This is a genomic window from Salinivibrio sp. KP-1 (genome assembly GCF_000968645.1).
Taxonomy (GTDB): domain Bacteria; phylum Pseudomonadota; class Gammaproteobacteria; order Enterobacterales; family Vibrionaceae; genus Salinivibrio; species Salinivibrio siamensis.
The window spans coordinates 615,669-640,110 of sequence record NZ_LAQR01000048.1 but is presented as its reverse complement, the minus strand read 5'-3'; the positions used below and the strand labels follow the sequence as shown (position 1 = coordinate 640,110).

28 protein-coding genes are annotated in these 24,442 nt (G+C 48.6%); 5 read left to right on the top strand and 23 right to left on the bottom strand.

From position 1 onward, the window contains the following. Window positions 1–84: 84 nt before the first annotated feature. Window positions 85–792 carry an LrgB family protein gene (locus WN56_RS16225; protein WP_046076098.1) on the bottom strand — a complete coding sequence of 236 codons (708 nt, stop codon included), beginning with the start codon at window positions 790–792 and terminating at the stop codon, window positions 85–87. Between the two features lie 6 nt (window positions 793–798). Beyond that, window positions 799–1,230, bottom strand: a complete 432-nt coding sequence (locus WN56_RS16220) for a CidA/LrgA family protein (protein ID WP_046075946.1) — start codon at window positions 1,228–1,230, stop codon at window positions 799–801. 415 nt (window positions 1,231–1,645) lie between these two features. Here WN56_RS16220 and WN56_RS16215 point away from each other — a divergent pair, with 415 nt between their 5' ends. After that, window positions 1,646–1,909 (top strand): helix-turn-helix domain-containing protein, encoded by a 264-nt coding sequence (locus WN56_RS16215; RefSeq protein ID WP_051503382.1) that lies wholly within the window; start codon window positions 1,646–1,648, stop codon window positions 1,907–1,909. A gap of 12 nt (window positions 1,910–1,921) precedes the next feature. Next, on the top strand, window positions 1,922–3,169 hold the full coding sequence (locus tag WN56_RS16210) for a type II toxin-antitoxin system HipA family toxin (protein WP_046075945.1): 1,248 nt from the start codon (window positions 1,922–1,924) through the stop codon (window positions 3,167–3,169). A gap of 236 nt (window positions 3,170–3,405) precedes the next feature. On the opposite strand, the gene WN56_RS16205 is transcribed toward WN56_RS16210, so the two are convergent. Continuing rightward, entirely contained in the window at window positions 3,406–3,801 is a 396-nt protein-coding gene (locus WN56_RS16205) for a hypothetical protein (protein ID WP_046075944.1), read from the bottom strand. A 241-nt stretch (window positions 3,802–4,042) separates the two neighbouring features. Here WN56_RS16205 and WN56_RS16200 point away from each other — a divergent pair, with 241 nt between their 5' ends. After that, window positions 4,043–4,945 carry a LysR family transcriptional regulator gene (locus tag WN56_RS16200; protein WP_046075943.1) on the top strand — a complete coding sequence of 301 codons (903 nt, stop codon included), beginning with the start codon at window positions 4,043–4,045 and terminating at the stop codon, window positions 4,943–4,945. 88 nt (window positions 4,946–5,033) lie between these two features. Here WN56_RS16200 and WN56_RS16195 read toward each other — a convergent pair whose 3' ends face one another. From WN56_RS16195 to folM, 17 genes are all read right to left on the bottom strand, one after another. Beyond that, window positions 5,034–5,831 (bottom strand): hypothetical protein, encoded by a 798-nt coding sequence (locus WN56_RS16195; RefSeq protein WP_046075942.1) that lies wholly within the window; start codon window positions 5,829–5,831, stop codon window positions 5,034–5,036. A 497-nt stretch (window positions 5,832–6,328) separates the two neighbouring features. Then, a complete protein-coding gene (locus WN56_RS16190; protein ID WP_046075941.1) occupies window positions 6,329–6,895 on the bottom strand; it encodes a hypothetical protein in 567 nt (188 codons plus the stop codon). A gap of 36 nt (window positions 6,896–6,931) precedes the next feature. Continuing rightward, window positions 6,932–7,099 carry a hypothetical protein gene (locus tag WN56_RS16930; RefSeq protein WP_156146703.1) on the bottom strand — a complete coding sequence of 56 codons (168 nt, stop codon included), beginning with the start codon at window positions 7,097–7,099 and terminating at the stop codon, window positions 6,932–6,934. A 98-nt stretch (window positions 7,100–7,197) separates the two neighbouring features. Further along, window positions 7,198–8,028, bottom strand: coding sequence for an HNH endonuclease (locus tag WN56_RS16185; RefSeq protein ID WP_046075940.1), 831 nt, complete (start codon window positions 8,026–8,028; stop codon window positions 7,198–7,200). A 134-nt stretch (window positions 8,029–8,162) separates the two neighbouring features. Continuing rightward, entirely contained in the window at window positions 8,163–8,639 is a 477-nt protein-coding gene (locus tag WN56_RS16180) for a hypothetical protein (RefSeq protein ID WP_046075939.1), read from the bottom strand. A 595-nt stretch (window positions 8,640–9,234) separates the two neighbouring features. Then, complete coding sequence (locus WN56_RS16175; RefSeq protein WP_046075938.1) at window positions 9,235–9,534, bottom strand: type II toxin-antitoxin system RelE/ParE family toxin; 300 nt, start codon at window positions 9,532–9,534, stop codon at window positions 9,235–9,237. Beyond that, a complete protein-coding gene (locus WN56_RS16170) occupies window positions 9,531–9,773 on the bottom strand; it encodes a type II toxin-antitoxin system ParD family antitoxin (protein ID WP_046075937.1) in 243 nt (80 codons plus the stop codon). Before WN56_RS16170 ends, WN56_RS16175 begins: the two co-directional genes overlap by 4 nt. A gap of 163 nt (window positions 9,774–9,936) precedes the next feature. Further along, window positions 9,937–10,818, bottom strand: a complete 882-nt coding sequence (locus tag WN56_RS16165; RefSeq protein WP_046075936.1) for a metal ABC transporter permease — start codon at window positions 10,816–10,818, stop codon at window positions 9,937–9,939. Next, on the bottom strand, window positions 10,815–11,660 hold the full coding sequence (locus tag WN56_RS16160) for a metal ABC transporter permease (protein ID WP_046075935.1): 846 nt from the start codon (window positions 11,658–11,660) through the stop codon (window positions 10,815–10,817). The genes WN56_RS16165 and WN56_RS16160 overlap by 4 nt, the downstream gene beginning before the upstream one ends. Next, on the bottom strand, window positions 11,657–12,538 hold the full coding sequence (locus tag WN56_RS16155; RefSeq protein ID WP_046075934.1) for an ATP-binding cassette domain-containing protein: 882 nt from the start codon (window positions 12,536–12,538) through the stop codon (window positions 11,657–11,659). Before WN56_RS16155 ends, WN56_RS16160 begins: the two co-directional genes overlap by 4 nt. Beyond that, window positions 12,525–13,427, bottom strand: a complete 903-nt coding sequence (locus WN56_RS16150; protein ID WP_046075933.1) for a metal ABC transporter substrate-binding protein — start codon at window positions 13,425–13,427, stop codon at window positions 12,525–12,527. Before WN56_RS16150 ends, WN56_RS16155 begins: the two co-directional genes overlap by 14 nt. A gap of 172 nt (window positions 13,428–13,599) precedes the next feature. Continuing rightward, a complete protein-coding gene (locus WN56_RS16145; protein ID WP_052708150.1) occupies window positions 13,600–14,307 on the bottom strand; it encodes an HAD family phosphatase in 708 nt (235 codons plus the stop codon). 37 nt (window positions 14,308–14,344) lie between these two features. After that, complete coding sequence (locus WN56_RS16140; protein ID WP_052708149.1) at window positions 14,345–15,118, bottom strand: ABC transporter substrate-binding protein; 774 nt, start codon at window positions 15,116–15,118, stop codon at window positions 14,345–14,347. Between the two features lie 145 nt (window positions 15,119–15,263). Continuing rightward, the gene (locus WN56_RS16135; RefSeq protein WP_046075932.1) at window positions 15,264–15,833 is read right to left on the bottom strand and encodes a YceI family protein; all 570 of its coding nucleotides are present in this window, start codon (window positions 15,831–15,833) and stop codon (window positions 15,264–15,266) included. Next, on the bottom strand, window positions 15,830–16,369 hold the full coding sequence (locus WN56_RS16130; protein ID WP_046075931.1) for a cytochrome b: 540 nt from the start codon (window positions 16,367–16,369) through the stop codon (window positions 15,830–15,832). Before WN56_RS16130 ends, WN56_RS16135 begins: the two co-directional genes overlap by 4 nt. A gap of 111 nt (window positions 16,370–16,480) precedes the next feature. Next, window positions 16,481–16,846 (bottom strand): dihydroneopterin triphosphate 2'-epimerase, encoded by a 366-nt coding sequence (folX, locus tag WN56_RS16125; RefSeq protein ID WP_046075930.1) that lies wholly within the window; start codon window positions 16,844–16,846, stop codon window positions 16,481–16,483. Between the two features lie 21 nt (window positions 16,847–16,867). Continuing rightward, the gene (folM, locus tag WN56_RS16120) at window positions 16,868–17,566 is read right to left on the bottom strand and encodes a dihydromonapterin reductase (protein ID WP_046075929.1); all 699 of its coding nucleotides are present in this window, start codon (window positions 17,564–17,566) and stop codon (window positions 16,868–16,870) included. A 194-nt stretch (window positions 17,567–17,760) separates the two neighbouring features. Here folM and WN56_RS16115 point away from each other — a divergent pair, with 194 nt between their 5' ends. Next, window positions 17,761–18,357, top strand: coding sequence for a DNA-3-methyladenine glycosylase I (locus WN56_RS16115; protein ID WP_046075928.1), 597 nt, complete (start codon window positions 17,761–17,763; stop codon window positions 18,355–18,357). On the opposite strand, the gene WN56_RS16110 is transcribed toward WN56_RS16115, so the two are convergent. The 3 genes from WN56_RS16110 to WN56_RS16100 all read right to left on the bottom strand — a co-directional run bounded on the left by WN56_RS16110 (window position 18,348) and on the right by WN56_RS16100 (window position 22,255). Beyond that, a complete protein-coding gene (locus tag WN56_RS16110; RefSeq protein ID WP_046075927.1) occupies window positions 18,348–18,830 on the bottom strand; it encodes a C40 family peptidase in 483 nt (160 codons plus the stop codon). The two genes, WN56_RS16115 and WN56_RS16110, sit on opposite strands and share 10 nt — an antisense overlap. After that, window positions 18,827–20,056, bottom strand: a complete 1,230-nt coding sequence (locus tag WN56_RS16105; protein WP_046075926.1) for a diguanylate cyclase — start codon at window positions 20,054–20,056, stop codon at window positions 18,827–18,829. Before WN56_RS16105 ends, WN56_RS16110 begins: the two co-directional genes overlap by 4 nt. Window positions 20,057–20,272: 216 nt before the next feature. Then, complete coding sequence (locus tag WN56_RS16100) at window positions 20,273–22,255, bottom strand: exoribonuclease II (RefSeq protein WP_046075925.1); 1,983 nt, start codon at window positions 22,253–22,255, stop codon at window positions 20,273–20,275. A gap of 351 nt (window positions 22,256–22,606) precedes the next feature. Between WN56_RS16100 and WN56_RS16095 the strand changes: the two genes are divergently transcribed. Further along, window positions 22,607–24,409 carry a DEAD/DEAH box helicase gene (locus WN56_RS16095; protein ID WP_046075924.1) on the top strand — a complete coding sequence of 601 codons (1,803 nt, stop codon included), beginning with the start codon at window positions 22,607–22,609 and terminating at the stop codon, window positions 24,407–24,409. The last annotated feature ends 33 nt before the right edge of the window (window positions 24,410–24,442 follow it).

The window sequence follows — 24,442 nt, the reverse complement described above, 5'->3', positions numbered from 1 at the left end:
CTGCGCGCTAAGCAGAAACTTTCATCCTCTCCCACTTTTCTGTTGTTACAGATAACGTAGCGCAGAAAAGCTCTTAGCGATCACCTACCAAAGCAGCTGACCCAATATAGGCGCAAGCAACACAGTGACCATGCCCGCAATCATCATTACTACACTCGACACCACCCCTTCGGCATGGCCTATCTGATAAGCTTTAGCGGTGCCTGCTCCGTGTGCTGACGCCCCCAAGCTTGCGCCGCGGCCTAAGCGTGAGCGAATCGCAATCACGGTCAAAATACTTTCACCAATCGCCATGCCAATCACCCCAGTGAGAACCACAAACAGGGCGGTGAGATCGCTTTGCCCGCCAATCGCTTTGGTGGCTTCTACAGCAAAAGGGGTGGTGATTGAGCGCATCGCCAAACTGCGTTGCAGCAGTTCAGATAGCTCAAACACCCGCGCTAGCACCACAGTACTGGTAATGGCGACCAGCACAGACACTGTGACGCCTATCGATAGTGACAACCAATGGCGGCGGATGAGCGCGCGGTTATCATACACGGGGATCGCAAACGCTACAGTCGCCGGGCCCAGCAGCCACAGCAGCCAGTACGATTGCGCCATGTAGTCTTGATACGGGATATTAAACCCAACCACCATCGCGACAATCAGCAAGGGCGCGAGCAACAATGGCATTACCAGAATGGAGGGGTGACGGCGATACAGCCATTTGCTCATGTAATAAAAGCCAAGGGTCATTAAAAAGCAGGTAACGCTTAATAACGAGGCGTGAAGCCAAGCAGGTAAAGACATCATGGCTTAGCACTCCGGTTTTAGATCAGGATGATGCGTGTGATGATGATTACTGCGGCGGCGCGCCATTTTAACCTCAAAACGATACACTTTATCGACCACCCAAGCGGTTGACGCAATCACCATCGCGGTACTTAAAATCAGTACAACCATGATCTTACCGCCTTCTTGCAGCAATAAATCTTGGTAGTTGACCACCGCCACCACCGCCGGCACAAAAAACAGCAACATCTCGGCTAACAGCCACGCTGCCCCGCGACGTAACCAATCGGCACGGACAATTTTCAACATTAATGCGCCTAACAACAGCAACATACCGGTGAGGTTGGCCGGTAGTGGAATAGCAAAGGTTGTGACCAACCAATCAGACAAGAACCAAATGCCTGCTAAGACAAAGACTTGCAGTAAGGTAAGTAAGGCGTTTTTAATCAATTGCATCGAAGGCGTGCCAAGAATCTGTGAGATGGCTCATAGTTTACGTCTTGGCAGAGAGTGAATAAAGTGACTTTTTTTTATTTAAACTATGCAAAAATGGCATGATTTGTTGAGCGATAAAGCTGCGTTAGCGACGACCTAGTCCCGTGAGGAATCAGTTTTTCGTCATACATGCCTGGCACTAAAAGTGAAACTATGTTTTCATATATATCCTTAAAGATAATTTATAGTTTCATTTTTATGGGCAGTCCGTCATGTTGTCTTTGACAAATCGAGTCTTAGCAGATTGTCTTTGATTTCTTTTTAATGTGAAACTATATTTTTACATATTGAGTTTTTATCGAGTTTTAGTTTCATTATGATGAAGTATGATAAGGAAGCGCCACCCAAACGCGGTGCCACTGTGTTCCCGCGGCAGATGAAAATATTGCATCAATTGGGTGAAAACATCTTATTGGCGATGAAACGTCGAGGGATCAGTCAAGATAGAATGCATCAGCGCACAGGGATTTCGAAACCAACGCTACGAAAAATCACAAAAGGCGATCCGACAGTGTCGTTAGGCCATTATGTTAATGTGCTCGCCGTACTCGGTTTGTTAGACGATCTAGGTAAAGTCGCGCTCGATGATGAACTTGGTAGGAAACTGCAAGATATCGAGTTGTTGAAAACGAGACGATAGGGCATCAAACGAATGGAAATCTTTGTCTACGCCGATTGGATTGAAACTGAGCCGCCCTTGTTTATTGGGACACTGAGAGCATCGCGAATCCGTGGTAAAGAGCATTTCAGCTTTTGCTATGACAAGACCTGGCTTAAATCTAAGTATGCTTCTCAAATCGACCCTTGCCTCCATCTATATAGTGGCGAGCAGCACGCTGAAGACGACAAAAACTTCAAGATATTCTTGGATTCTTGCCCTGATCGATGGGGGCGCTTGCTGATGCAACGTCGAGAGGCTGTTATAGCCCGCATTGAGGGACGTAGAGCGAACACATTGTACGAAACCGACTATCTCCTCGGTGTTCATGACTCTTTTAGAATGGGCGCTTTAAGGTTTTGCACCGAGCATGGTGGCAATTTTCTTGACGACAATGACGATCTGGCGGCTCCAGCTATGACTTCACTCGCGGAGCTAGAATGTGCAGCGCAAGGCATCGAGGACAAACCCGACTTTGACAATCCTGACTACCTCAAATGGTTGAATATGCTTATCTCACCAGGGTCATCGTTGGGCGGAGCTAGGCCGAAAGCTTCTGTAAGAGATGTCGATGGTACTTTATGGCTGGCAAAGTTTCCAAGTCGGTATGACGATTATGATATTGGCCTGTGGGAATACTTGGTGTACCAAATGGCCTTGGACTCTGGGATCAATATGGCTGAATGTAAAGTGCAGGCCATTGGTTCAGACCACCATATTTTCCTGACTAAGCGATTTGATCGTACCGATGACGGCAGGAGACTGCAATTTACGTCAGCAATGACACAGCTTGAATATTTCGATGGCAATGATGATGGAGCGAGCTACTTAGAGTTAGCGGAATTTCTTATCCAGAATGGTTCTAATACGCGGGCGGACTTGGCACAGCTTTGGAGACGTATGCTGTTTAATATCATGGTTGCCAATAGTGACGATCACCTACGTAATCATGGCTTTATTTTTGACATGACAGGTTGGCGACTGTCACCCGCCTACGACATCAATTCAACACAACATGCCCACGGTCTGCACTTAAATATTGACGACAAAGATAATGCTTTAGATATTGACCTAGCGTTTGAGGTGGCGGAGTACTTTCAACTTGATGTGAAAACAGCTGACAAAATTTATCGTCAAGTCGCCCAGGCCGTGTCTAAATGGGAGCGCTTGGCAAAAGGAGCAGGTATCAAACGCGGTGAGCGAGACTTAATGAGAGACTGCTTCATGCTACCGAAAGTGTAACCTAGTGACGCATGGTAACAAGTGCCAGTTCCTCTGCTTTTTTCGCCATCAACTATGCCAAAATGGCATGGTTAACGATTAGCTTTTAAGGGCCGTTTATGGATATTCGTGCGTTGCGCTATTTTATTGCCTTGGTGGAAAAGCAGAGCTATACCGCCGCGCAAAGAGTAGCTAACGATGCTTGATTCCATAAGCTTTTCAGAATGATATGTGCATTTTGATGAATAGAATAATTTCTATTCTGCCTTGCTTTGCGCGTCAATCTGGATGTGGATAGGTTCTAAGGTTTGCTTATCCTTCACCCAGACAACATTGGTAAACTGAAAGATCTCACCAGTCATTTTTATCATCAACGAGTGACTGTCTCTGGCGGTAATATCCACGTCTGGTGTGCCCGAGATTAAAAATGGTGTGGTTAATGGTGACTCGTTTGCACGAACGTAAAAGTGATAGCGAAAGGGAATGGTGGCGCCGCCAACATTATTGCGATACCCCACTACAGATACCGACTCAGAAACAGGCACATCTAGGACTTTTTTATCCAATGTGACCTGGGGCGTAAAGCCATTAATGGCGAAGTATGTTACTAACCCGCCAAGCACAATGAGGCTAATAGCCTTTAACTTTTTCATATTTGCTATGATGCCATGAATTTCGCTATTGGCCTGATGTTAATCACTTTCTTGAGTGAATGTCCCAAAAATGTGCGTAGTTGGTCTTCTCTGAGCTCGCCCAGCTTCGTTTTTAATCTAATCGAAGGTGACTCAACGTCGTTTAGCATGCACCGCTCAAGGTTGTGATGAGTAAACGCATAGGCTTTACCCAAATTATGCCAAAATGGCATGGTTAACAGACAGCTTTTAAGGGCCGTTTATGGATATTCGTGCGTTGCGCTATTTTGTTGCCTTAGTGGAACAGCAGAGCTTTACTGCCGCATCGGCGTCGTTGCATGTGACGCAACCGACGATCAGTAAAATGGTGCGTAATCTTGAGCAAGATGTGGGTCAGCCGTTGTTGCACCGAGAGGGAAGGCGGTTTTGGTTAACCGATGCTGGTGAGGTGGTGTATCAGCGTGCGCAGAGCATTATTGCTGAGTTCGAGCAGCTAAATACCGAGCTCGACGATCTCAACCAACTGGCGCGCGGCCAGCTTAGGTTGGGGATGCCACCGATGATAGGGCCGCTGTATGCCAATGTGTTACGTGAGTACCGTCAGCGATATCCGAACGTGGCGCTCAGTATTGTCGAATACGGTGGGCGGCGCACCGAACAAGCGCTGATCAATGGTGAGATTGATGTGGCAATCACCATGCTCACCGACACCCAGCCCGAGTGCTTGCAAAGTTTACCCCTACAAACTCACCCCATTTATGCAGTGTTGCCTAACCAAGCCGCGTGGCGTGCGCAAAAAAGCCTGACATGGCAGGCAGTCAAAGACGAGCCGTTTTATCTGTATAGCGCTGAATTTACCTTAAGCGATCGGATTATTGCCCGTTGTGAAGAGCATGGTTATCAGCCCACCATTGCCGCGCGTAGCAGTCAGTGGGACTTTTTAGCCGCCTTGGTGAAAAGTGGTGCAGGGGTGGCGTTCTTACCTGCGCCCTTATGCCAGCGCCTTAGCGCCAGCTTGGAAGACAGTGAGTTATTACTGGTGAAACCAATAAGCCCAGCGATTGAATGGCAACTGGGGTTAGTCTGGCACGGCGAGCGCTATGTTTCACGCACCGCCGAGGCTTGGATGCAGTTGTGTCAGTCGACAGAGGTGATGGAGAAATAACCGTCCCCCTTAGCTAAGCTAGTGCTGAAAAATGGAATTGTGCAACATTCAAATAAAATGTAGGCCTCGCGACACTTATTAAGTGCGACTACTGTTGGTCTGTGTGGAGGTTCTCAAACTTCTCTGCATGTGTCCCCATCTCTGCCAGTTTAAATGATATTTCAGATATAATTTCTGAAACAACATTACCCTCAGGTACATCGCGAGCTTCATTCCAGTAGCTATCAGAAATACCATCACGTACATTTTTGTGAATAACTTCACGAGCTCGTTGCGGGACTTGTAAATAAAGCTCATAGGCACTATTGAATAACTCACGCCAACAGTTATCATTTGAAAAGTATTTTATTAGAGCATCTTCAAGCCTTTCTGATATAAAATCTACACCTTCGATATCCCGCTCATAACGTTCAAGCTCTTTTTGACTATCACTGATAAAAGCACCCAGTTTCCTTTTAGAAGCAAGAATCTCATAACCTAAATCGATACCTAGTAACTCAGAAATTCTTAACGCTAGAGTTCGTTGTTTTGAAGTTGATGGTTGTAAATCATCTGGTATAGCACTACTGTAGGCTTTTTCGAAGTCACTAGACAAAAATGAATCTGTAACTAAATCATTAATTTCATCCTGAGAGTACATAGACAAAGTTGAAAGAGCTAAAGCTGGTATTTCAATGCCAGCCTCTTTTCCATCAACTCGTAACTTCACAAATGCCGTCTTCTTCAATCTACTTTTTAAGTGAATCTCGCGAATAATGGATGTAACGTTAATCTCTCTTTCACGACCTTGAATAAGCGCTTCTTTATAACTTTGCATAATAAACTCAGAAACTGGAATCTCTTTAGTCACACCAGTCTCAGGATCAACTATTTCCAACTTACTCAATTTATCCTCCTAGAACGTAATATTAAATTAGTGCACATATCCGGTTTTCCAAAGTCCTTATATGCGCGATTCTCTGCCTAACTGGCTGTTTAAAATTCTATTTATTACTCATAATAAATGCTGATTGTCCGCGAATGTGTTCACGCCGCTTATCTCTTTTTCAGCATTAACACTATCCCCACGCAAGCTATATGCCTAATCGACGCTTTAAATCATCCGTTATGGCTGGGGGAGTGTGCATCTATCACGGATAAACGCGTACGCTTCTGCGTATAGTTGATGAGCTCATAAATATCGGTGAAGACCATTTGCAGAGAGCCTGTTAATGCGGCGGACACCTTGATGCCTTCTAACGAATTAGGCACTGCAACCGCGCAATGTCATCAGGGCCATGACGTGAGTCAGTAAAAGGCCGAATGTAGAGCAGCAGTCCAAACCAAACTCAATACGCTTCGCGGATGCTTGACGAACGGGGGAATCCATGTAGCCTTGTTAAGCTACGCTTGCTCTGCATTTTTATACAATTGTTCAACGTCATATTGAGCTTCCACTTTTTCATTGGAACCAAAGTATTCATGTAACAGCAAAAATTTATAAGCAAGGATGCTTTCTTCGTCACAACGTGTTGTTAGAGCATTACTATCTAGGCTATTCTCCGCAAGTAAGTCATTATATGATTTATCCTGATTGGATATACCTAGATATTTAGCACTCATAGAATAAAAGCAATTAATCAGATCTTCATATAAATCTACAGCTTTGGGCGGCACTCTTGTCCCTGCACCAAAGTTTCTCAGTACTCTTGAGGTGATCTCTGGTTCTTTAATAGAACAACTAACCACTTTCCTTAATCGATCAATAACTTTTCGAAACTCATCGGGCAAATAGATAGTTAAGGATGAATTTGCCTTGATTATTCTTTCATCACATTTTAACCGTTCTTTCTCTAATTTATCAGCACTTCCACATTTATTAACGACATAATGTATATATGTGTTAAAGACCATTTTATGCTCAGAGACGGCTGCATTAATTTCTTCAAAAAGAGGCAATGCACGTTCCATTTTTATCTTTTCAAACTCAGCTTGTTTTAATACAAGTTATTTCTGAATTTGCAATGCATTACCGACTTCTTGTTTTTGAAGATCTAATCGATTTTTAAACCAGCCATCAACTAAAGACTTAACAATAAGTTTCCACAAAATAAAGACAATAACGACAAATGTCGTCCATTCACCTAAATTTAATTTTTGTATAATTTCTAACATTTACTTGATGACTCTTATTAGTAGCTTAACGCTTTGCTCACCGGTAAATTAGGAGCGCAGCAAGTAATTTATCCGCGTGCAGCAAATTGTTATACAGATCAATCGACATGCATCGCATTGCTTGCATACTCCTCTAGAACGGGCATCAGCTCCTCCAGCCTCTTCTTGGCTTTAAGGTCATCGCTATTGGTGATCAAGTACTCCTCTAGGTACTTCACTTCGAGATGCACTAGATCAATGCTTATGCGCTGCAGCCAATTTGCCGATCCTAGGTTGTGATATTCCCAATTTCGATTGAAAAAAGGATTTTCGTAGTAGGGAATCGCGTCAATTGCAGTGGCATCCAAACCGCACTTTTCGAGTATAGCCCGCAAATCCTCAAGCAAACTTTCGTCGCTTTTATGGAATGACTCAAGCAAATGCTCGATGCCCGCAATCGCATCATGCGCGCTTTGCATTACTTCAAAAAAGCTAGCCTTGCCGTTGACCTCCATCGCCAAACCAGAATCCTGGAAAACATGTTCCAGCTTGTTGGCGCGCTCGATTTTTTCCCAATACTCATCCATTTGATCTTTGAGCTTATAAAGGACAGCTTCATCGATTTTAAAGCTGGACTTCTCAAATAGTTGCTCATGATTCAGCTTCATTTCTTTGAGTTTTTCCACCGGATATAGGTCAACATCATCTGTTTCGATATGATGGGGGTAACACAGCAGAATCAGGTTCTCATAGCTTCGACGGTACTCATCGTCGCTGTCAGGATTGAATCGCTCTCCGCCGCTGCTAGCCGCTTCGATATGACAAACCTGTGCGATAAAAAGGTTGTCACCATTTACCAGAGCGTGAGTACAGCCTGGAAACGCGCACTGGTTGCCTGAGCGGGCAAAAAGCGCTCTTAAAGTTTCCAATTTGGGTGATAATCGAGGCATTACTCCCCTCTTGTATAACGCCTTGCTAACAAGCGACAACGCGATGCCACTTAACTTAAATATTGTGCCATAAACACAGAGTTGAAATTGGGACTTAAGTCGCCAAGCGTTAGGAGTCTTTGTTAAGCAATTTGTTATATTTTTTCACGCACTAAGTTAGCTACATCAACTACAGCGCCACCTGATTTGAAACTGCGACCTAGATCGTATGCCATGTTCTCTAATGGCGCATTGTCATAGCCGTGTTCATTGATTTCTTGAACGTACCGCTTCAAAAAGCCTTCTCCACCTAGCTGCTCCCATTGAATTGTGTGCATGAGTTCGTGAATATGAATTTCTAAGTTTTCTTGATGCTGGGGTTTCATAAAGTACATGTGTTTGTAGGTGATTGCCCCACAATCCATATCAAGAAAGTCACCTAAACCAATATGGCGTAGTTCGGGAATGTCAGGCTTCGGGATTACGTCCGTTACAACAAACTTGCATTTAGCTAAGTATTCTGGAGAGTAGTAGCCTGAGAAAACACCTGAAAACTTACTGCAGCATTGAGCTTCAATTTCGTATTTAGAAACGATGCTATCAATCCACTTATCAAACTGCTTGATTGGCATATTACCCCCGTAAAATATAACATTGTATTAGTGCGCATGCACGATTTCCCAAAACCGTTATCCGCACTCTTTTCTACCTAACTGGCTGTTACCAATAGAATTTCTCACCTCTAATGGATATTGCTCTTCCGCGAAAGTGTGCATGCCGCCTATCTCTACTCAGGAATTCACACTATCCCCAAGCGTGAATCTGTAAACACATGACTAATAAACTCTTTTTTTCATCCATTCAGAGATAGTGTGCATCTGTCATGGATAAACGCGCACGCTTTTGCGTTTATCTGGCCGATAAACAGGTTAACCACCCTGTATTTTGCCACGCTACCGCCAGTTAGTTGTCGGCATCTAACACGCCATAGAGTGGGCAGATTTGGGATTAGTCTATCAAGCGCTGTTTTGGTTTTCGTGCGCTATTGTCCAAAGTGTTAGATAAACCATGTTTTGTGAGGTGAGTACAATAAGTTGGCTAGAACACAAGGGGCGAGTCGGGTTGGTGGGGCGGTGCGCGATTAGAACGAGGCTCTGTCTCGCGCACTGCTGAGGATGGGGTGTTGCTGTGTCCGTCGACAGAGACCGTATAAGTGACTACGGTGGACTAAACACCCAGTGCTGGATTCACATCCATGCTTTTATGCAAGATTCGAACGACTTTAATGTGATGATTACCCTTGGGTTGGTAAAAAACAATATGGCTGCCAAGAGGAAATTTACGATATCCTGATCGGATGTCATCACATGGTTTCCCCATGTCTGGGTTTTCAGCCAATAACCAAAAGGTGTCATCGAACTGTTTTACATATAGATTGCGCTGTCCCTTTCCCCAACGACGCTGGGTAAACAACGCGATATTCCTTAAGTCCGTTTTGGCGGCGATAGTCAGCGTAAATGGCTTCATTGTGTGTCTTCGGCATCGATTTCGTGGATAAAGCTATCGATGTCATACTCCGCATCGCCACTCTGTTCGCCCTCTACGAGAAGTTGACGTAGTGTATGCAGTTTAGTCTCTTGGTTTTCGAGTAAACGCAGTGCGGCGCGAACGACTTCACTTGTCGAGCTGTAACGCCCTGTTTCGATTTGGCTAGCGATAAAGCCATCGAAGTGTTCACCTAGGGTAATACTTGTATTCTTTGCCATGGTTAGAACTCGTTGATACCAATATATACCTAATTATGGTATTTGGCGTGCGTGAAGGCAAGGTGACGGCCATGGGCGATAAAACCTATGCGACGAGCAATGTGCGCGAGCTCTATCTCGCGCACTGCTGAGGTTGGGATGCGGTTGTGTCCGTCGGTGCCGATCAGTGTGATTGCGCCGAATGGGTGGTGGATGGGCGTGTTGCTTTTGTTGCTTGCTGCGTCGGCTGTGGGTGCTGTTGGTTGCGGTGGATTTGATATTGCTGCCATGCGAAGGTCACCACAAAGCAGCCGGTGAGGAGCAATACAATGGTCGGGCCTGGCGCGCTGTCGAGGTAAAACGACAGAGTGACGCCGCCCACGGCGGTGACTAAAGCAATTGCACAGGCAATCCATAACATGCGGCTAAATTGTTTGCTGAGCATAAAGGCGGTGACGCCCGGTGCAATCAACATCGCCACCACTAAGATGATCCCTACTGCATGTAACCCCGCAACAATGGTGGCAATCATCACCGAGAGTAAGAGCCAGTGAAGCTTTTGTACTGGGAGCCCGAGCACGCTGGCTTGCGCGGGGTCGAACGATAGCAGCATTAAATCTCGCCCTTTAAGCAGCACCAGCGCAAGCACGACCAAGCCGGTGATGGCGGCGGTGAGCAGCTGTTGGTGGTTAATTCCCAACAGGTTACCAAACAGAATATGGTCAAGGTGCAAATCAGACGGGAACTGGCCTTGCAAAATCAGCCCCAGCGCGAAAAAGCCAGAAAACACAATCCCCAGCAAGGTGTCTTCTTTCACACGGCTATTTTGTTTGAGCCAATGCACACTGGTGGCGCATGCGGAGCCGGCGGCAAAGGCGCCAACGATCAGCGGCAGGCCAAATAAATTTGCCAACACCAACCCTGGCAGCACCGCGTGAGCTACCGCATCGCCAATTAACGACCAGCCTTTTAATACTAAATAGCAAGAAAGCAGCGCGCAGGGCAGAGCCACTAAGACAGCCATCAGCAGTGCATCTTGCATAAAAGTCAGTTGATACGGATTCATTGCAGTGCCTCCTGACGTTTGGCGCGCCGCGCGAGTAAACCGTGTTTAGGGCCAAACACAAAGGCGGCTAAGAAGAGTCCCACTTGGGCCAGCACAATCAGTGCGCCGGCGTTAAGGTTGGCGAAATAGCTGATATACACCCCAAATAGTGAGGTGAGTGTGCCGATGACACCGCTTAGCACCAACACGGGCCCGAAGCGATCACTCAATAGATAGGCGGTGGCGCCGGGGGCGATCACCAAGCAAATCACCAAAAAGGCACCGACACTTTTAAGTGCCGCCATGGTGCAAGCGCTGAGCAGCGCAAAAAACAGCACTTTAAGCCCCACCACGGGTAAGCCAATGCAGCGGGCGTGGCTTTCATCGAAAAAGGTCAGCATAAAGTCGTGCCATTTCATTGCCAGTACGGTGAGGCTCACCAAGGCAATGATCAGCATTTGCACCGCATCGAGTGGGGCAATGGCGAGCAAGTTGCCCAGCATAATTTGTTGAATATCGACCGCGACGGGCGAAATGGAGACTAAAAAGAGGCCGAAGGCGAAAAAGCTCGAAAAAATCAAACCGATGATCGCATCTTGTTTGATGTGACTGCGTTGATGCAAAAACAGCATCACGCTCGCGGCCATGCCGCCGGCAACAAAGGCACCGAGCGAAAAGGGCAGGCCTAGCATATAAGCGCCGGCAACGCCCGGTACAATCGCATGGGAAAGGGCATCGCCCATCAGCGACCAGCCTTTAAGCATCAAAAAGGCGGAGAGTAAGCCGCACACGCCGCCAATCAAGGTGGTGACCAGCAATGCTTTTTGCATGTATTGATAGGCGAGGGGATCAAGTAAGCTCATTCGCGCCGCTCCTGCGCGCTTTGTTCGCGCTTGCCATACACCACCAAGGGCCGCTCGTCGTCGGAAATCACCGATAGCTCGCGCGGATCGGCGTCTTGGTGGAGCTGATCGCTGGGCATCACATACTGGCGCAGTTTGCCGCCAAAAATGGCACTGAGGTTCTCGGTAGTAAACACATGTTCGGTGCGTCCGCCTGCCACCACCGCGCGATTGACCAACACGGTGCGATCGCAGAAGTCGGGTACGGTACCGAGGTTATGGGTGGCAATCAAAATGGTTTTGCCTTCGTCTTTGAGCTCGAGCAGCAAACGCATAATTGACTCTTCACTGGTAACATCTACGCCAGTAAAGGGCTCATCCAGTAAAATCAGCGGGCTGTGCTGAGCCAGAGCGCGGGCAAGAAAAACACGCTTTTTCTGTCCGCCGGACAGTTCGCCAATTTGGCGCTGGCGAAATGCACTCATATCTACCCGGGATAAGGCCTCATCCACCGCTTGATGATCCGCCGCTTTGGGGCGACGCATGAATGACATCTTGCCGTAGCGACCCATCATCACTACATCTTCCACTAACACCGGGAACGACCAGTCGATCTCTTCGGATTGAGGGACATAAGCGACCAAGCCTGCTTTTTGCGCTTGCTTAATGGGGGTGCCGTTGACCGCAATGCTGCCACTGCCGGGATTCACAAACCCCATGATCGCTTTAAATAAGGTGGATTTGCCGCTGCCATTAGCACCCACCAAGGCGGTAATGGTTTGCGCTGGCAGCGAGAAGCTGGCGTGCTCAAGGGCACACAAGCCGTTTCGATAGACAACACGTACCTCGTTGACATCTAACACACTGGGCGTGCCGTCGGTTAAATCATAGTGCGTCATGGCGCAACCCCGCTAAAACGGTTTCTGTGGTCACTGTCAGTAAGGATAGATAGTCAGGCACGAGTCCGTCAGCTTGACTGAGCGAATCGACATATAAAATGCCGCCATAGTGCGCGTCGGTTTCCGCGGCGACTTGTTTAGCGGGCGCATCGGACACAGTACTTTCGGAGAAAACAGCACGCACTTGGTGTTCTCGCACGGTATCAATCAGTGCGCGCACTTGTTGCGGTGTGCCCTGACGCTCGGCGTTAATCGGCCATAAATAGGCTTCGTTGAGGTTTAAATCACGCGCCAGATAAGAGAAAGCGCCTTCGCTACTTACTAGCCAACGCTGTGCTTCAGGGACGGCGGATAAGGCATCTTGCGCACGCGCGAACACGGCTTGAATTTGTGCCTTGTAGGCTTTGGCATTGGTTTGGTAGTGCGTTTGATTGGCGGGATCGTACTTAATCAGGGCTTGCTCGATATTATCAACGTATCGCATTGCATCTGAGGGCGACATCCACGCGTGTGGGTTGGGCTTGCCACGATACGGGCCCGAGGCAATCACAATCGGCTCCACTCCGTCCGATAAGATCACATTCGGCACTTTATCAATGTGCTGGAAAAAACGTTCGAACCAGCGCTCTAAGCCTAATCCGTTCCACATCACCACATCCGCACCTTGCGCACGCAGAATATCCCCCGGGGTGGGCTGGTAGTTGTGGATCTCAGCACCGGGTTTAGTAAGGGACACCACCTCGGCATGCTCACCCGCTACGTTAGCGGCCATATCAGCGAGGATGGTAAAGCTGGTCACCACTTTTAACTTGTCCGCGTGTTTTAATTGGTCGGCGTGCGCCAGTGGAGAGAGCAAGAGCGCGACGATAATGATGATGTTCTTCTTCATAAGCCTTTATCTCTTTAACGATGCGTGTGACTACGGCGCGGTGCCGCCAGCCGATCATAAGTTAAAGATAACGGTTATGATAATCATTCTCAAGTAAGTATTATTAAAAAGGACGCCGATAGCGCCCGTGAGAGATTGCATCTGTGTATTTGCACTTAAGGTGCATGACAGATTAATCGCGAATGGTATCGTGTCTCGCCCACTCCATGATGGTCCAATCTTTCTTTTGTGCGTGCAGACTTAGGTGTGGATCGGGGTTCACTGCAAACGCATTATCAACTTGCTCGAGAAGCGGCACATCCCAGTGCGAATCACTGTAGCCGTAGGTGTGACCTACGGTGTCGTGGCGGTCAGAGAGCCATGCCTGCATATAGTCATGCTTACCACGAAAATCACGCACACAATGAGAAATACTGCCCGTATAAACACCGTTAATGGTTTCGAGCTCAATTGCGATCACAGTATCGAGTTTGAGTAATGCGCCAATCGGTCTTGCTAAGTGTGCGGCGGTATTAGAAACCAGCACGCAGTGGTCGCCACGGTTGCGATGCCATTCAATGCGTTCTAACGCTTGCGGTACCACCACTGGGGCGACGAGCCTATCGATAAAGTCCGTGGCCCAATCATCGACCGTTTGGGTTGAGCGGCCTTTGAGTGGGGTAAGCTGAACGTGCATATATTGTTCAAGGTTAATTCGACCCTTTTTAAAGTCGATATAGGCTTGCTGCTCTTGAGCGACTCGATCACTCGACGCGTGCCCTTGTTGGTATAAATAATCCAGCCACGCTTGTTTGGTATCGGTGGCGATCAGGGTTTCGTCGAGATCAAAAAATGCGATGTTGATAGGTGCCGTCATAGCTACTTGCTGATTGTTTTTCATGCCGTCCATCCTAGACAACAACTATGACGATTGGGTTTCAGTTTGCAGTGGTATCGTCTGGTAAGATCAGCCCGTATTTCTTTTTCAAATCGTCAAATGTGCCATTTTGTTTGATTATTTCTAATCCGCGATTAAAGGCTTGGATGTATTTGCTGGCGTTGGGGTTGGCTTTGGCAGCAGTGACATGGATGTGCTGTTTGATCATCGGGGTGGGAGAAAAGTGAAAATCATCAGCGTCGAGGTTTAAAGGTTCGAGCTCTTGTTGCATGACAAAGCGATTGCCCACCGCCATATCAACGCGACCGGCGGCGAGCATTTGTAAGCTAGACATCAGTGAGGTGGTTTCCACTCGCTGAAAATATTCTGCGTCTAAAAACCATTGATCATAGCCGTAGTCACGTACACTGGCGATCCGTTTTCCCTTGAGGCTTTTAGGGCCGTTATAATCAAAAATTGTATCTTTTCGCATCATAATATCGATATTGGTTGCGAAATAGGGATCACTGTAAACGAGATATTCACTGCGTGCGTCGGTGTACCAGGTGGTGGTAATTAAGTCGATGCGTGCGTTTCTGACTTCGTGTAAGCCGCGCGCCCAAGGGAAGAGTAGAAATTCGATATCGTAGCCTTGCGTATGGAGTGCCGCGGTGACAACTTCAACAGAAAACCCGGGTCTTGCATTATTGCGGGTGACGTAAGGTGGCCAGGCGTCGTTCACTGCGGTAATGATTTTCATCTTGCCATACGCAGAGAGAGTGAAGATACAGAGAGCAAAAACGAGGAAAAAACGCTTAAAAGAGGTGGGCCTCATAGATAGGTATCCTTATCGAACAATGGATATCATCGCCAGACCAAGGCGTCGCTTTTCATGAGTATAGTGAATGTTTTAGTGGTCGATAAAAAACACCCCAGCAGATGCCGGGGCGTTTGGATTCGGATGGTGAGAGACTCGTCGCTTATTGACGGATACCTTCTACGTGAAGCTCCATATCAACGTAGGTGGCAGGGCCCATGGTAGGAATACCGAAATCTTCGAGCTCAAGACGGGTGTTACCCATAAAGCCTGCGCGGTAGTTGCCCCATGGATCTTCACCGTGGCCAACCAGTTCTGCGTCGATTTCAATCGGCTTAGTTTGGCCATGCAAGGTGAGATCGCCTGCGATGGTCATCGAGCCGTCACCGTTGTCGGTTACCTTGGTGCTTTCAAAGGATGCTTGGCCATATTCGCCCACATCCAGGAAATCACCGCTACGAATGTGCTTATCACGCTCGGCGTGGTTAGAATCGACACTGGTGGTATCAATAGTCACAGAGACACTGGATGCGCCAATGTTGTCTGGGTCGAATTCAAACTGGCCGTCAAACTGATTAAAGCGACCTTTGATAAAGCTGTAACCCAGGTGTGGCACTTTGAAGTTGACCGAGGCGTGTGCGCCCTTGGTGTCAATCATATAAGTGTCTGCGAGTGCAGGCCCAGATAAGAGTGTCGCGGCGCTCATTCCCATGGCTAACATGAGTTTTTTCATTTCGAGTTTCCTCCGATCATCTTCCGTAACGTATTGTCTTTATCAATAAAGTGGTGTTTAAGTGCCATGACTGCATGGCCAGCGGCCAATACAATCAAGGTAATGGCAACGTAGTAGTGTACATCCCCAGCAATATCTGACTGGTTGGGAAAAAGCTCACCGGCGCTTGGCACGGTAAACCAAGTGAAGACATCTATCCCTCGCCCATCTGATGTTGAGATCAGATAACCGGAGACAAACAAAGTGATAAGCAACAGATAGATTGTATGATGCCCAGCCGTTGCCGCTTTACGCTCCCACGCTTTGCCTTCGACAGCAGGCATGGTGTGTGTCGCTTTCCACACGAGCCTAAACAAGGTGGCAAGGGCGAGCAATAACCCAATAGATTTGTGCCAATGCGGCGCCGTCTGATACCAGCTGCTGTAATAACTGAGATCGACCATCCAAAGCCCAACAGCGAAAAGACCAATGATCACAATGGTTGATAGCCAGTGTAGCGTACGCATTATCAGATCGTAGCCCGTTTTCGTTGTCATCGTTGCTGCTCCTATTCACTATGCCAACACAGTATATAGGGTGAATGGTAATTCAGAACCGTTTCCCCTTGAACAAGATGTTCGAATAATTCTAACGAACTCTTGACTGGGTTAGGACTCGTCGGCGGTCCAGCTCAAGCTCAGAGAGACGGAATCAGCGAAGCGAAGTGCGTGAGGCTTGTCAATGGTGACTTGCGCATAGCGCACCCAGTGATGGTCACGTGCAATGTCTAGCACGCCTGCCACAAGCTTCTCCAGCAATAAAAAACGGCCATTTTCGACGTAATCGATAATCGCTTTCGTGATCACTTTATAGTTGAGTGCATCATCTACGTTGTCTTCTTCACAGGCTTTGTGGCCGGGATAGTGGATCTCAACATTGATCACTACATCTTGTTTTTTCTCTTGCTCGTCGGGATTAAAACCAATGTAAGTACGCAGGCGCAGGTTGGTTACTTTAATGACAGCGTCGTTCATAATCTTTCCCTGGTCACGAAATTAAATGAGATGGCGTCCGCCATCCAGCTTGATAGATTGGCCGGTCATATGTTGACTGGCGAGAATAAATTCGCAGGCATTCACTACCTCTTGTTCACCCGGTACAGTGCCTAAAATCGATTTACGGCGAGCTTTATCACGATAGGCGTCATCATCGCCTTCGTTGAACATGATTAGCGCAGGTGAAATGCTGTTCACCTTAATATGCGGCGCAAGCTTTTGCGCGAAGGAGAGCGTCAGGTTTTCTAGCGCCGCTTTGCTGGTTGCGTAGGCGGTATGCTTAGCGCTGCCCTTTTGCGCGACATAGTCGGTAAGGTGAATAATATCGCCCTGCTGCATCCAGCGTGACGCGGCCATGTTAATGAGGTAAGGCGTTTTGGCGTGAATTTGCATCATATTATCGAATAACGTGGCAATATCTTGGCTTTGCGTTTCACTGTCCCACGACGATGCGTTGTGTATTACGGTATCGAAGGTCGGATGCATCGCATCGAGCGACTCGATAAATGCGTACACGCCCTCATCAGAGGAAAAGTCGGCTTGGAGACAGTGTGCGCCGCGTGCACGTAAGTCAGCCACTTGAGGCCGTTCGGTGCGATAAGATAGGGTCACCTGATGACCTTGGTGAAGAAAGTGACAGGCAAGTGCGTAGCCGATACGCTGCCCGGCGCCAGTGATCAAGAGATGCTTTTTTGTCACGCGTTTTCCTTTCTGTTTATGGATGTCATCAACAACAGGGAGTAACGGTTTTATTACGTATCATGAACTTATCGCGATCAAAGATAGCGTGATATTCAGCGAAACGATAGCTTTTGCAAGGTTAAGCCGCTGATTTCGTGCCACAAGCAACAAAACGGCTGCGCAACGATTGTATGACAAGGGTGAGGGAAAAGATGGACATTTGCCAATGGGCACAACACAGTGAAGCTGAGCGGGCATACCACGATAGCGAGTGGGGTGTGCCGACATTTGATGATCAGCGGATTTTTGAATTCATTTGTTTAGAGGGCGCTCAAGCTGGGTTGAGTTGGCGCCTCATCTTACAAAAGCGTGCGGCTTATCGCGCGGCTTTCTTCGATTTCGACTTTTACCAACTCGCGAACGTGGCCGAACCGAATATCGCTGAGATCATGGCCAACCATGAAATTGTCCGTAATCGTTTGAAGGTGGCCTCTGTATTTACCAATGCCAAGGCGGCGGTGACGCTGGTGGAGGAGTACGGTTCATTGGCTAAAGCCCTTTGGCAGTTTACCGGCGGCGTGCCCATTGTAAACCATCACCAATCGGATGCCGATGTCGCTACCGCGACGGACGAGTCCCGCGCCATGAGCCGTTTTTTGAAAAAGCGCGGCTTTAAATTTGTGGGTGAGACGATTTGTTATTCTCTGATGCAAGCGCTCGGCATGGTCAATGATCATGTCGTCACGTGTCCGCGGTATCAACCCTGTTGCGAACTGGCTGACTCGGTAAAAGCCTCGCCTCAGAAATAACGACGGAATTGCCAGAAGCGCGCTTGCCAGTAAGGGTTATCTAATCGTGACACTGTCACGCCCTTTGAGGCGGAAGCATGCATAAAACGCTGTCCACCCAGAAAGATGCCCACATGGCGAAGGCCGGGGCGAATATGAAAAAACACCAGATCGCCTTGGCGTGCGGATTGATAGTCAATGGCATAGCCGGCTTTTGCCTGGCCGTGGGTGGTGCGCGGGAGTGGGGTAGCGAGCGCCGATTGATACACGTGTTGGGTGTAAGCTGAACAATCAATACCTTGCCGTGTGGTGCCTCCCCACCGATAGGGGGTGCCTTGCCACTGACGATAAAGTTGGGTAAGTGCTTGGTCTAGCGCTTGATCGCTAATCGTCCTGTCTGAACTGGGCATGTCAGATGTTGTTGCCGCGTCACGCTGCGTGACACAGCCTGCTAACATCAAGGCTAAAAAAGGTATCACTAAAACATGTTTCATACGCTGCCCTTAATGCAGTTGCGCCCTGCTTCTTTGGCTTTGTACAAGGCTTTATCCGCTAACTGCAATACCTCATCGGGCGTGTCGGCTTGTGAGGCATCGGCAAAGCCAATACTGACAGTAATATTAACGGGCTTTTGTTCGCTTGCGCGTCCACGCTTTTGTCGGCCTTGCTTGTCATCATGAGGACGAGATTCATCACGCAGTATCAAAGGGTAGTTGGCGATGTCCTCACGTAGGGCGTCGAGAAACGGCAAGCAGTGCTCGGTGGTTTTTCCTTTGAATAGCAGGGTAAATTCTTCACCGCCGTAGCGAAAGGCACTGGCGCCTCCTTCACAATGTGCCATATGTTTGGCAACGAGCTTAAGAACATCATCGCCGGTTTCGTGACCGTATTTATCATTGAATTGCTTAAAGTGATCCACATCCAGCATGGCGAGCGTGTATTGTCTGCCTAGGTGTTTGAGCTCGTCTTCAAGTGCGCGACGCCCCGCAATTTCGGTAAGCCCATCAATGAATGCCAGTTGGTGGCTTAGCGAGACTTGGTTGGCAATCAATAACACGCCGGCCAATGAAAATATCAGCGAAGAAATGAAAGGCACATTAAAAAACACCAAGGTCGTGACACCGCATAATACACTGACGAAAGCGGCATGATCTTCAATGCTATTTTTGCGCAACAGTCGAATGGTGCTGACACAGACCAAAATCGAGAGCAACACGATCAGCAGCAGCGGCATGGGGCTAACGGCGGTCACTCTGACTAATACCGGATGCTGATGGAGGTAGGTGGAGAGTTCACCGAATTGCTGCACCAAAAGGCCGCACCAACCAATTTCCATACCAATCGCGAGGAAAAAGAACAGACCAAACCGAGAGGTGAGTTTTTGGTCGCGCACGATGATCATATACAGCAAGTTAATCGGAAGGGCGACGGTGAGCAGCAAGTACTCCATGTAGGTTGTGCCGTGATTGAGTGGCGATTGCAGCCGCGTGAGGATCACTGTGTATCCCACCAATAAGATCACGACCATCATACCGACGCGGGCGCTTTTGAATAAGTGGCTTAAAAGTAGTGCGGTGAATAACAGAAAATACGGCGCTGCGTAAATCAAGTTGTAATAGGGGGCTAGCGCAGCAATCAAAGGTTGATAGCTCACGGCAAGCAGCAGTAGTAAAACAATGGGCGTCCCCATACGGACCACGGATGAACGCAAAAATCCCATGAAACCTCTTATTGGGTTGAGGTAACACCATTAACTTACCACGGATCGCTTGTTAGGGGATGGCCTGACGCTCAGAATGTGATAACAGCAATGGTCTAGCGAGTCTCTTTAATTTAATGATTAGATTATCATTCTGGGGGCAAAAAGAAAGCCAAGCGATGGCTTGGCTTTCTGCTGACGTTTCGCATGATGTGCGTGGTTAGAGCGAGAACACGTTTATTCGCTCTGTGACGCCTCAGGCAGGGTAAATACCTGGGTCGGCTTTGCCACAATCGAGCGCGTTGTCTCTTTAATATCGGCAATCACCACTTCTAGGCTATCACCGAGCTTGAACTCAACGTTACCGTCGATAGTGACTGTGCCTGTTTCTTTATCGCAGGCAATCCGGCTTTTGTTATCGATGATCAGCGATGATGGAATAAAGGCAGGCGCGCCGTTTTCCAGCAAGCGTACACGCATTCCGGCCCGGTTGATGTCAAAAATCTCAGCGGTATAGCGGGTTTGCGCTTCAACTTCTGGCTTGAGCAAGCGGGTGTATAGCCAGTCAGCGACATCACGCTCAGCCATACGGTGATGTTTACGGTGGCCGGCAAGCTCTTCACCCACGGTATCGGCAGGGGCATTGGCCTCTGTTTCGCCGCGAATAATCGCTTTGAGCAAACGGTGGTTAATCATATCGCCGTATTTACGGATAGGTGATGTCCACGTGGCGTAGACATCTAGGCCCATCGCGTAGTGTGGCGCTGGCTCATGGCCAATCTCGCTGTATGCTTGGAAACGGCGTAAGCGATTATCGAGATAGGTGGTATCTAGGCTGTTTAGCCAGCGACGGAGCGCACTGAAGCCTTCGACGGTGGCTAGGCTTTCGCTGTCCGCCTCGCCGTCATGCGCTTTTACTAGCTCGACCACGTCGTCGAGTTTTTCACTGTTAAAGCCGGCGTGTGTGTTAAAGATACCAAACCCGAATGCGTCACGAAGCTTTCGACCCGCGCAGATGTTGGCGCTGATCATTGACTCTTCCACGATACGGTTAGCGATACGACGCTGATCGGTGTGGATAGCAATCACATCGTTATCTTCGCTGAGTTCAAAGCGGTAGTCAGGACGGTCGGGGAAGGTGACGGCATGCGTCTCACGCCACTGAATACGGGCTAGCGCAAATTGATGTAATTGATGGATTTGATCCGCAATGTCGCTGCTCTCTGGCTGCCACTGCGCTTGTTCACCGAGTTCGATGTAATCAGAGACTTTATCGTAAGCAAGCTGACCGTGTGATTGGATCCAAGCGGAGAAGAATTCAGCATCGTCGGCAATGGTGCCATCAGCATCGATATTAAACGTGCAGCATAGTGCTGGGCGCTTTTCGTTTGCACGCAGTGAACATAAGTCATCACTGAGATCACGAGGCAGCATTGGGATGTTGCGCCCAGGCAAGTAAATAGTGAACCCACGGTCACGAGCGACTTGATCAAGCGCGTCATCGGCATCGATGTATGCTGTTGGATCGGCGATAGCCACTGTCATGGTGAAGCCACCTTGCGGGTTAGCTTTTACATACAGAGCATCATCCATGTCTTTGGTGGATTCGCTGTCGATGGTCACAAACGGCAAATCAGTCAGGTCGCGACGCTCTAGCCCTTGCTCCAACAATGGCCACGCATCTTTTGGCGCTGGCTCTTGGTTGGGCAAGTTGTGTTTGGCCAGCGTGACCCACCAAGGGGCAATTTTATCGTCCGCATCGGTGATTTTTTCACTGACCTGGCACATAAAGTTGTCATCGCCTTTCAGTGGGTGGCGGATGAGGGACGCCACGACCCAGTCACCTTCTTTCAAGTTGTCTTGCGACAAGCCACGCTGCGTTTTAGCGCGCAGAGCGTCTTTCATTTGCGGGTGATCGGGGACGACGTTTAAGCGGTTACGGATCCACTGCACACGGCCAATAAAGCGATCTAAGCTGGCTTCTACCAGCGTATCCGGCTCAGCCACTTCGCGGTCTTTCTCGGTGCGAACAAAGGCTTCTACTCGATCACCGTGAAGCACTTTCTTCATATAAGGAGGCGGAATGAAAAGGCTGGTTTTGTCATCAACTTCGAGGAAGCCGAAGCCTTTTTCGGTGGCTTTTACCTGGCCTTCTTTTTTGGGCAAGGTTTCTTGGATCTGTTGCTTTAGCTGTGCTAGCAGGGGATTGTCTTGAAACATAACTCGGGTCTCGATAAACGGATCGCCACACTATACGGATTCACTGTTTCAAAACCAACCCGTGGCACTAAAATCCTGTGACCTGACTTAAATGCATGGAAAGTGCGGGGAATACCTGCGGATTTCGATGCCTCTGTGAACAAATTGCTATAAACCTGCCCACACGCCGCAAATTTTGTGAACTTGTTCAACTTTTTCTGGCTTTTTTGGTGTAAATAGCGCAGAATGCACATCCTTAATGACCGAGGCCCATGGCGCTGGTGACTGTCACTGCATGAAAGACAGTGTTGCATGGTTGAGCAGAACGCTTGAGGGGCCCCGTTTCGCTACACTCTATAGATTGGGATCCCAATGCAAGAATCTGTAACCAAATTTCGCCAGTTAGATCTGGCCGACACCCTTTTGTCTGCGCTTGACTCAATGGGCTTTGAAACACCGACACCAATTCAAGCCGCTTCCATCCCTGTCCTTCTTGAAGGTCGTGACGCACTTGGTAAAGCACAAACCGGTACAGGTAAAACCGCTGCGTTTTCGCTGCCACTACTGAACAAAGTCGATCTAAGCCAGCGTAAACCACAAGCTATTATTATGGCTCCGACGCGTGAGCTTGCTATCCAAGTCGCGGCGGAAATGAAGACGCTGGCACAGAACATCAAAGGCCTCAAAGTGCTTGAGATCTATGGTGGCGCGTCGATTGTTGACCAAATGAAAGCGCTAAAAAGCGGCGCGCACATCGTGGTGGGCACACCAGGGCGTGTGAAAGATTTGATCAACCGCGATCGCTTGAAGCTTGACGAAGTGCATACCTTTATCCTCGACGAAGCGGATGAAATGCTCAAAATGGGCTTTGTGGACGATGTTACCTGGATCATGGAGCAAGCGCCTGAGAGTGCACAGCGTATCTTGTTCTCGGCAACCATGCCTCCTATCGTTAAACAAATTGTTGACCGCTTCTTGCGTGAACCGGCTCGCGTTGATGTGGCGGGAAGTAATCGCACCGTTGAAAAAGTTGAGCAGCAGTTCTGGGTGGTTAAAGGCGTTGAAAAAGACGAAGCCATGAGCCGTCTGCTAGAAACGCAAGATACCGACGCTTCAATCGTGTTTGTGCGTACCCGTCAAGATACTGAGCGCCTTGCCGACTGGTTATCAGCGCGTGGTTTTAAAGCCGCGGCATTGCATGGGGACATCCCACAGTCACTGCGTGAGCGCACGGTTGATCACTTAAAGCGTGGTGTGATTGATATTTTGGTCGCGACCGACGTCGTGGCACGTGGCCTTGATGTGCCGCGTATCACTCACGTGTTTAACTATGACATTCCGTTTGATGCCGAATCGTATATTCACCGTATTGGTCGTACGGGGCGTGCAGGCCGTGCCGGTAAAGCGATTCTGTTGGTGCGTCCTAACCAAATGCGCATGCTACGCACGGTTGAGCGTGTCACGCAGACTAAAATGGAAGAAATTCAGCTTCCAAACCGCGATAAAGTGGCGGAAGCGCGTGTCGCTCAGCTAGCGGGCGAGTTGGCTGAGAAGAAAGATGGCGATGCCATGGCACCTTTCGTTGAGCTGATTGAGCAACTGCAAAACGATATTGACGTGGATGCAACCACTTTGGCGGCGATGTTGCTGCAACGCCAGCAAGGCAAGCGTCCATTGTTCTACAAAGGTCCAGACCCGATGATTGCAGCGATGGAGCGTGAGAAGCAACGCCGTGAACGTCGTCGTGACGATCGTCAAAATGGTACTGACCGTCGTGATACTAACCCGGCTGATTGGGATACGTATCAGTTGGACGTGGGTCGTGAGCAAGGTGTACAAGTTAAAGATATCGTCGGCGCAATTGCCAATGAGCTTGGCTTAAACAAGCAAAACATTGGCGCGATTAAACTGGCACCGGCACACACGTTTGTACAGCTGCCTAAAACCATGCCGAAAGACGTGTTTGCACAATTGCAAAAACTGCGTATTCGTCAAAAAGAGACCAATGCACAGCGTGTTGAAGGTCAAATCATGCGCGAGCGTCGCGGTGGTGACCGCAATGGCGGTGGTCGTGGCCGCAATGAACGTGGCCGTGGCGAACGTCGTTTCAACCGTGACCGCGGCAACGAGCGTCGTGGTGGCCCTGCGCGCGGCGAACGTCGTCAAGCACAGTAAAAGTAGGAAGCCGGGCAGTGATGCCCGGCTTTT

Bases quoted from the DNA above. Each gene is read 5' to 3' on its own strand.
- WN56_RS16225 (WP_046076098.1), bottom strand. From the start codon at position 792: ATGTCTTTACCTGCTTGGCTTCACGCCTCGTTATTAAGCGTTACCTGC.
- WN56_RS16220 (WP_046075946.1), bottom strand. From the start codon at position 1,230: ATGCAATTGATTAAAAACGCCTTACTTACCTTACTGCAAGTCTTTGTC.
- WN56_RS16215 (WP_051503382.1), top strand. From the start codon at position 1,646: ATGAAAATATTGCATCAATTGGGTGAAAACATCTTATTGGCGATGAAA.
- WN56_RS16210 (WP_046075945.1), top strand. From the start codon at position 1,922: ATGGAAATCTTTGTCTACGCCGATTGGATTGAAACTGAGCCGCCCTTG.
- WN56_RS16205 (WP_046075944.1), bottom strand. From the start codon at position 3,801: ATGAAAAAGTTAAAGGCTATTAGCCTCATTGTGCTTGGCGGGTTAGTA.
- WN56_RS16200 (WP_046075943.1), top strand. From the start codon at position 4,043: ATGGATATTCGTGCGTTGCGCTATTTTGTTGCCTTAGTGGAACAGCAG.
- WN56_RS16190 (WP_046075941.1), bottom strand. From the start codon at position 6,895: ATGGAACGTGCATTGCCTCTTTTTGAAGAAATTAATGCAGCCGTCTCT.
- WN56_RS16930 (WP_156146703.1), bottom strand. From the start codon at position 7,099: ATGTTAGAAATTATACAAAAATTAAATTTAGGTGAATGGACGACATTT.
- WN56_RS16185 (WP_046075940.1), bottom strand. From the start codon at position 8,028: ATGCCTCGATTATCACCCAAATTGGAAACTTTAAGAGCGCTTTTTGCC.
- WN56_RS16180 (WP_046075939.1), bottom strand. From the start codon at position 8,639: ATGCCAATCAAGCAGTTTGATAAGTGGATTGATAGCATCGTTTCTAAA.
- WN56_RS16175 (WP_046075938.1), bottom strand. From the start codon at position 9,534: ATGAAGCCATTTACGCTGACTATCGCCGCCAAAACGGACTTAAGGAAT.
- WN56_RS16170 (WP_046075937.1), bottom strand. From the start codon at position 9,773: ATGGCAAAGAATACAAGTATTACCCTAGGTGAACACTTCGATGGCTTT.
- WN56_RS16165 (WP_046075936.1), bottom strand. From the start codon at position 10,818: ATGAATCCGTATCAACTGACTTTTATGCAAGATGCACTGCTGATGGCT.
- WN56_RS16160 (WP_046075935.1), bottom strand. From the start codon at position 11,660: ATGAGCTTACTTGATCCCCTCGCCTATCAATACATGCAAAAAGCATTG.
- WN56_RS16155 (WP_046075934.1), bottom strand. From the start codon at position 12,538: ATGACGCACTATGATTTAACCGACGGCACGCCCAGTGTGTTAGATGTC.
- WN56_RS16150 (WP_046075933.1), bottom strand. From the start codon at position 13,427: ATGAAGAAGAACATCATCATTATCGTCGCGCTCTTGCTCTCTCCACTG.
- WN56_RS16145 (WP_052708150.1), bottom strand. From the start codon at position 14,307: ATGAAAAACAATCAGCAAGTAGCTATGACGGCACCTATCAACATCGCA.
- WN56_RS16140 (WP_052708149.1), bottom strand. From the start codon at position 15,118: ATGAGGCCCACCTCTTTTAAGCGTTTTTTCCTCGTTTTTGCTCTCTGT.
- WN56_RS16135 (WP_046075932.1), bottom strand. From the start codon at position 15,833: ATGAAAAAACTCATGTTAGCCATGGGAATGAGCGCCGCGACACTCTTA.
- WN56_RS16130 (WP_046075931.1), bottom strand. From the start codon at position 16,369: ATGACAACGAAAACGGGCTACGATCTGATAATGCGTACGCTACACTGG.
- folX (WP_046075930.1), bottom strand. From the start codon at position 16,846: ATGAACGACGCTGTCATTAAAGTAACCAACCTGCGCCTGCGTACTTAC.
- WN56_RS16115 (WP_046075928.1), top strand. From the start codon at position 17,761: ATGGACATTTGCCAATGGGCACAACACAGTGAAGCTGAGCGGGCATAC.
- WN56_RS16110 (WP_046075927.1), bottom strand. From the start codon at position 18,830: ATGAAACATGTTTTAGTGATACCTTTTTTAGCCTTGATGTTAGCAGGC.
- WN56_RS16105 (WP_046075926.1), bottom strand. From the start codon at position 20,056: ATGGGATTTTTGCGTTCATCCGTGGTCCGTATGGGGACGCCCATTGTT.
- WN56_RS16100 (WP_046075925.1), bottom strand. From the start codon at position 22,255: ATGTTTCAAGACAATCCCCTGCTAGCACAGCTAAAGCAACAGATCCAA.
- WN56_RS16095 (WP_046075924.1), top strand. From the start codon at position 22,607: ATGCAAGAATCTGTAACCAAATTTCGCCAGTTAGATCTGGCCGACACC.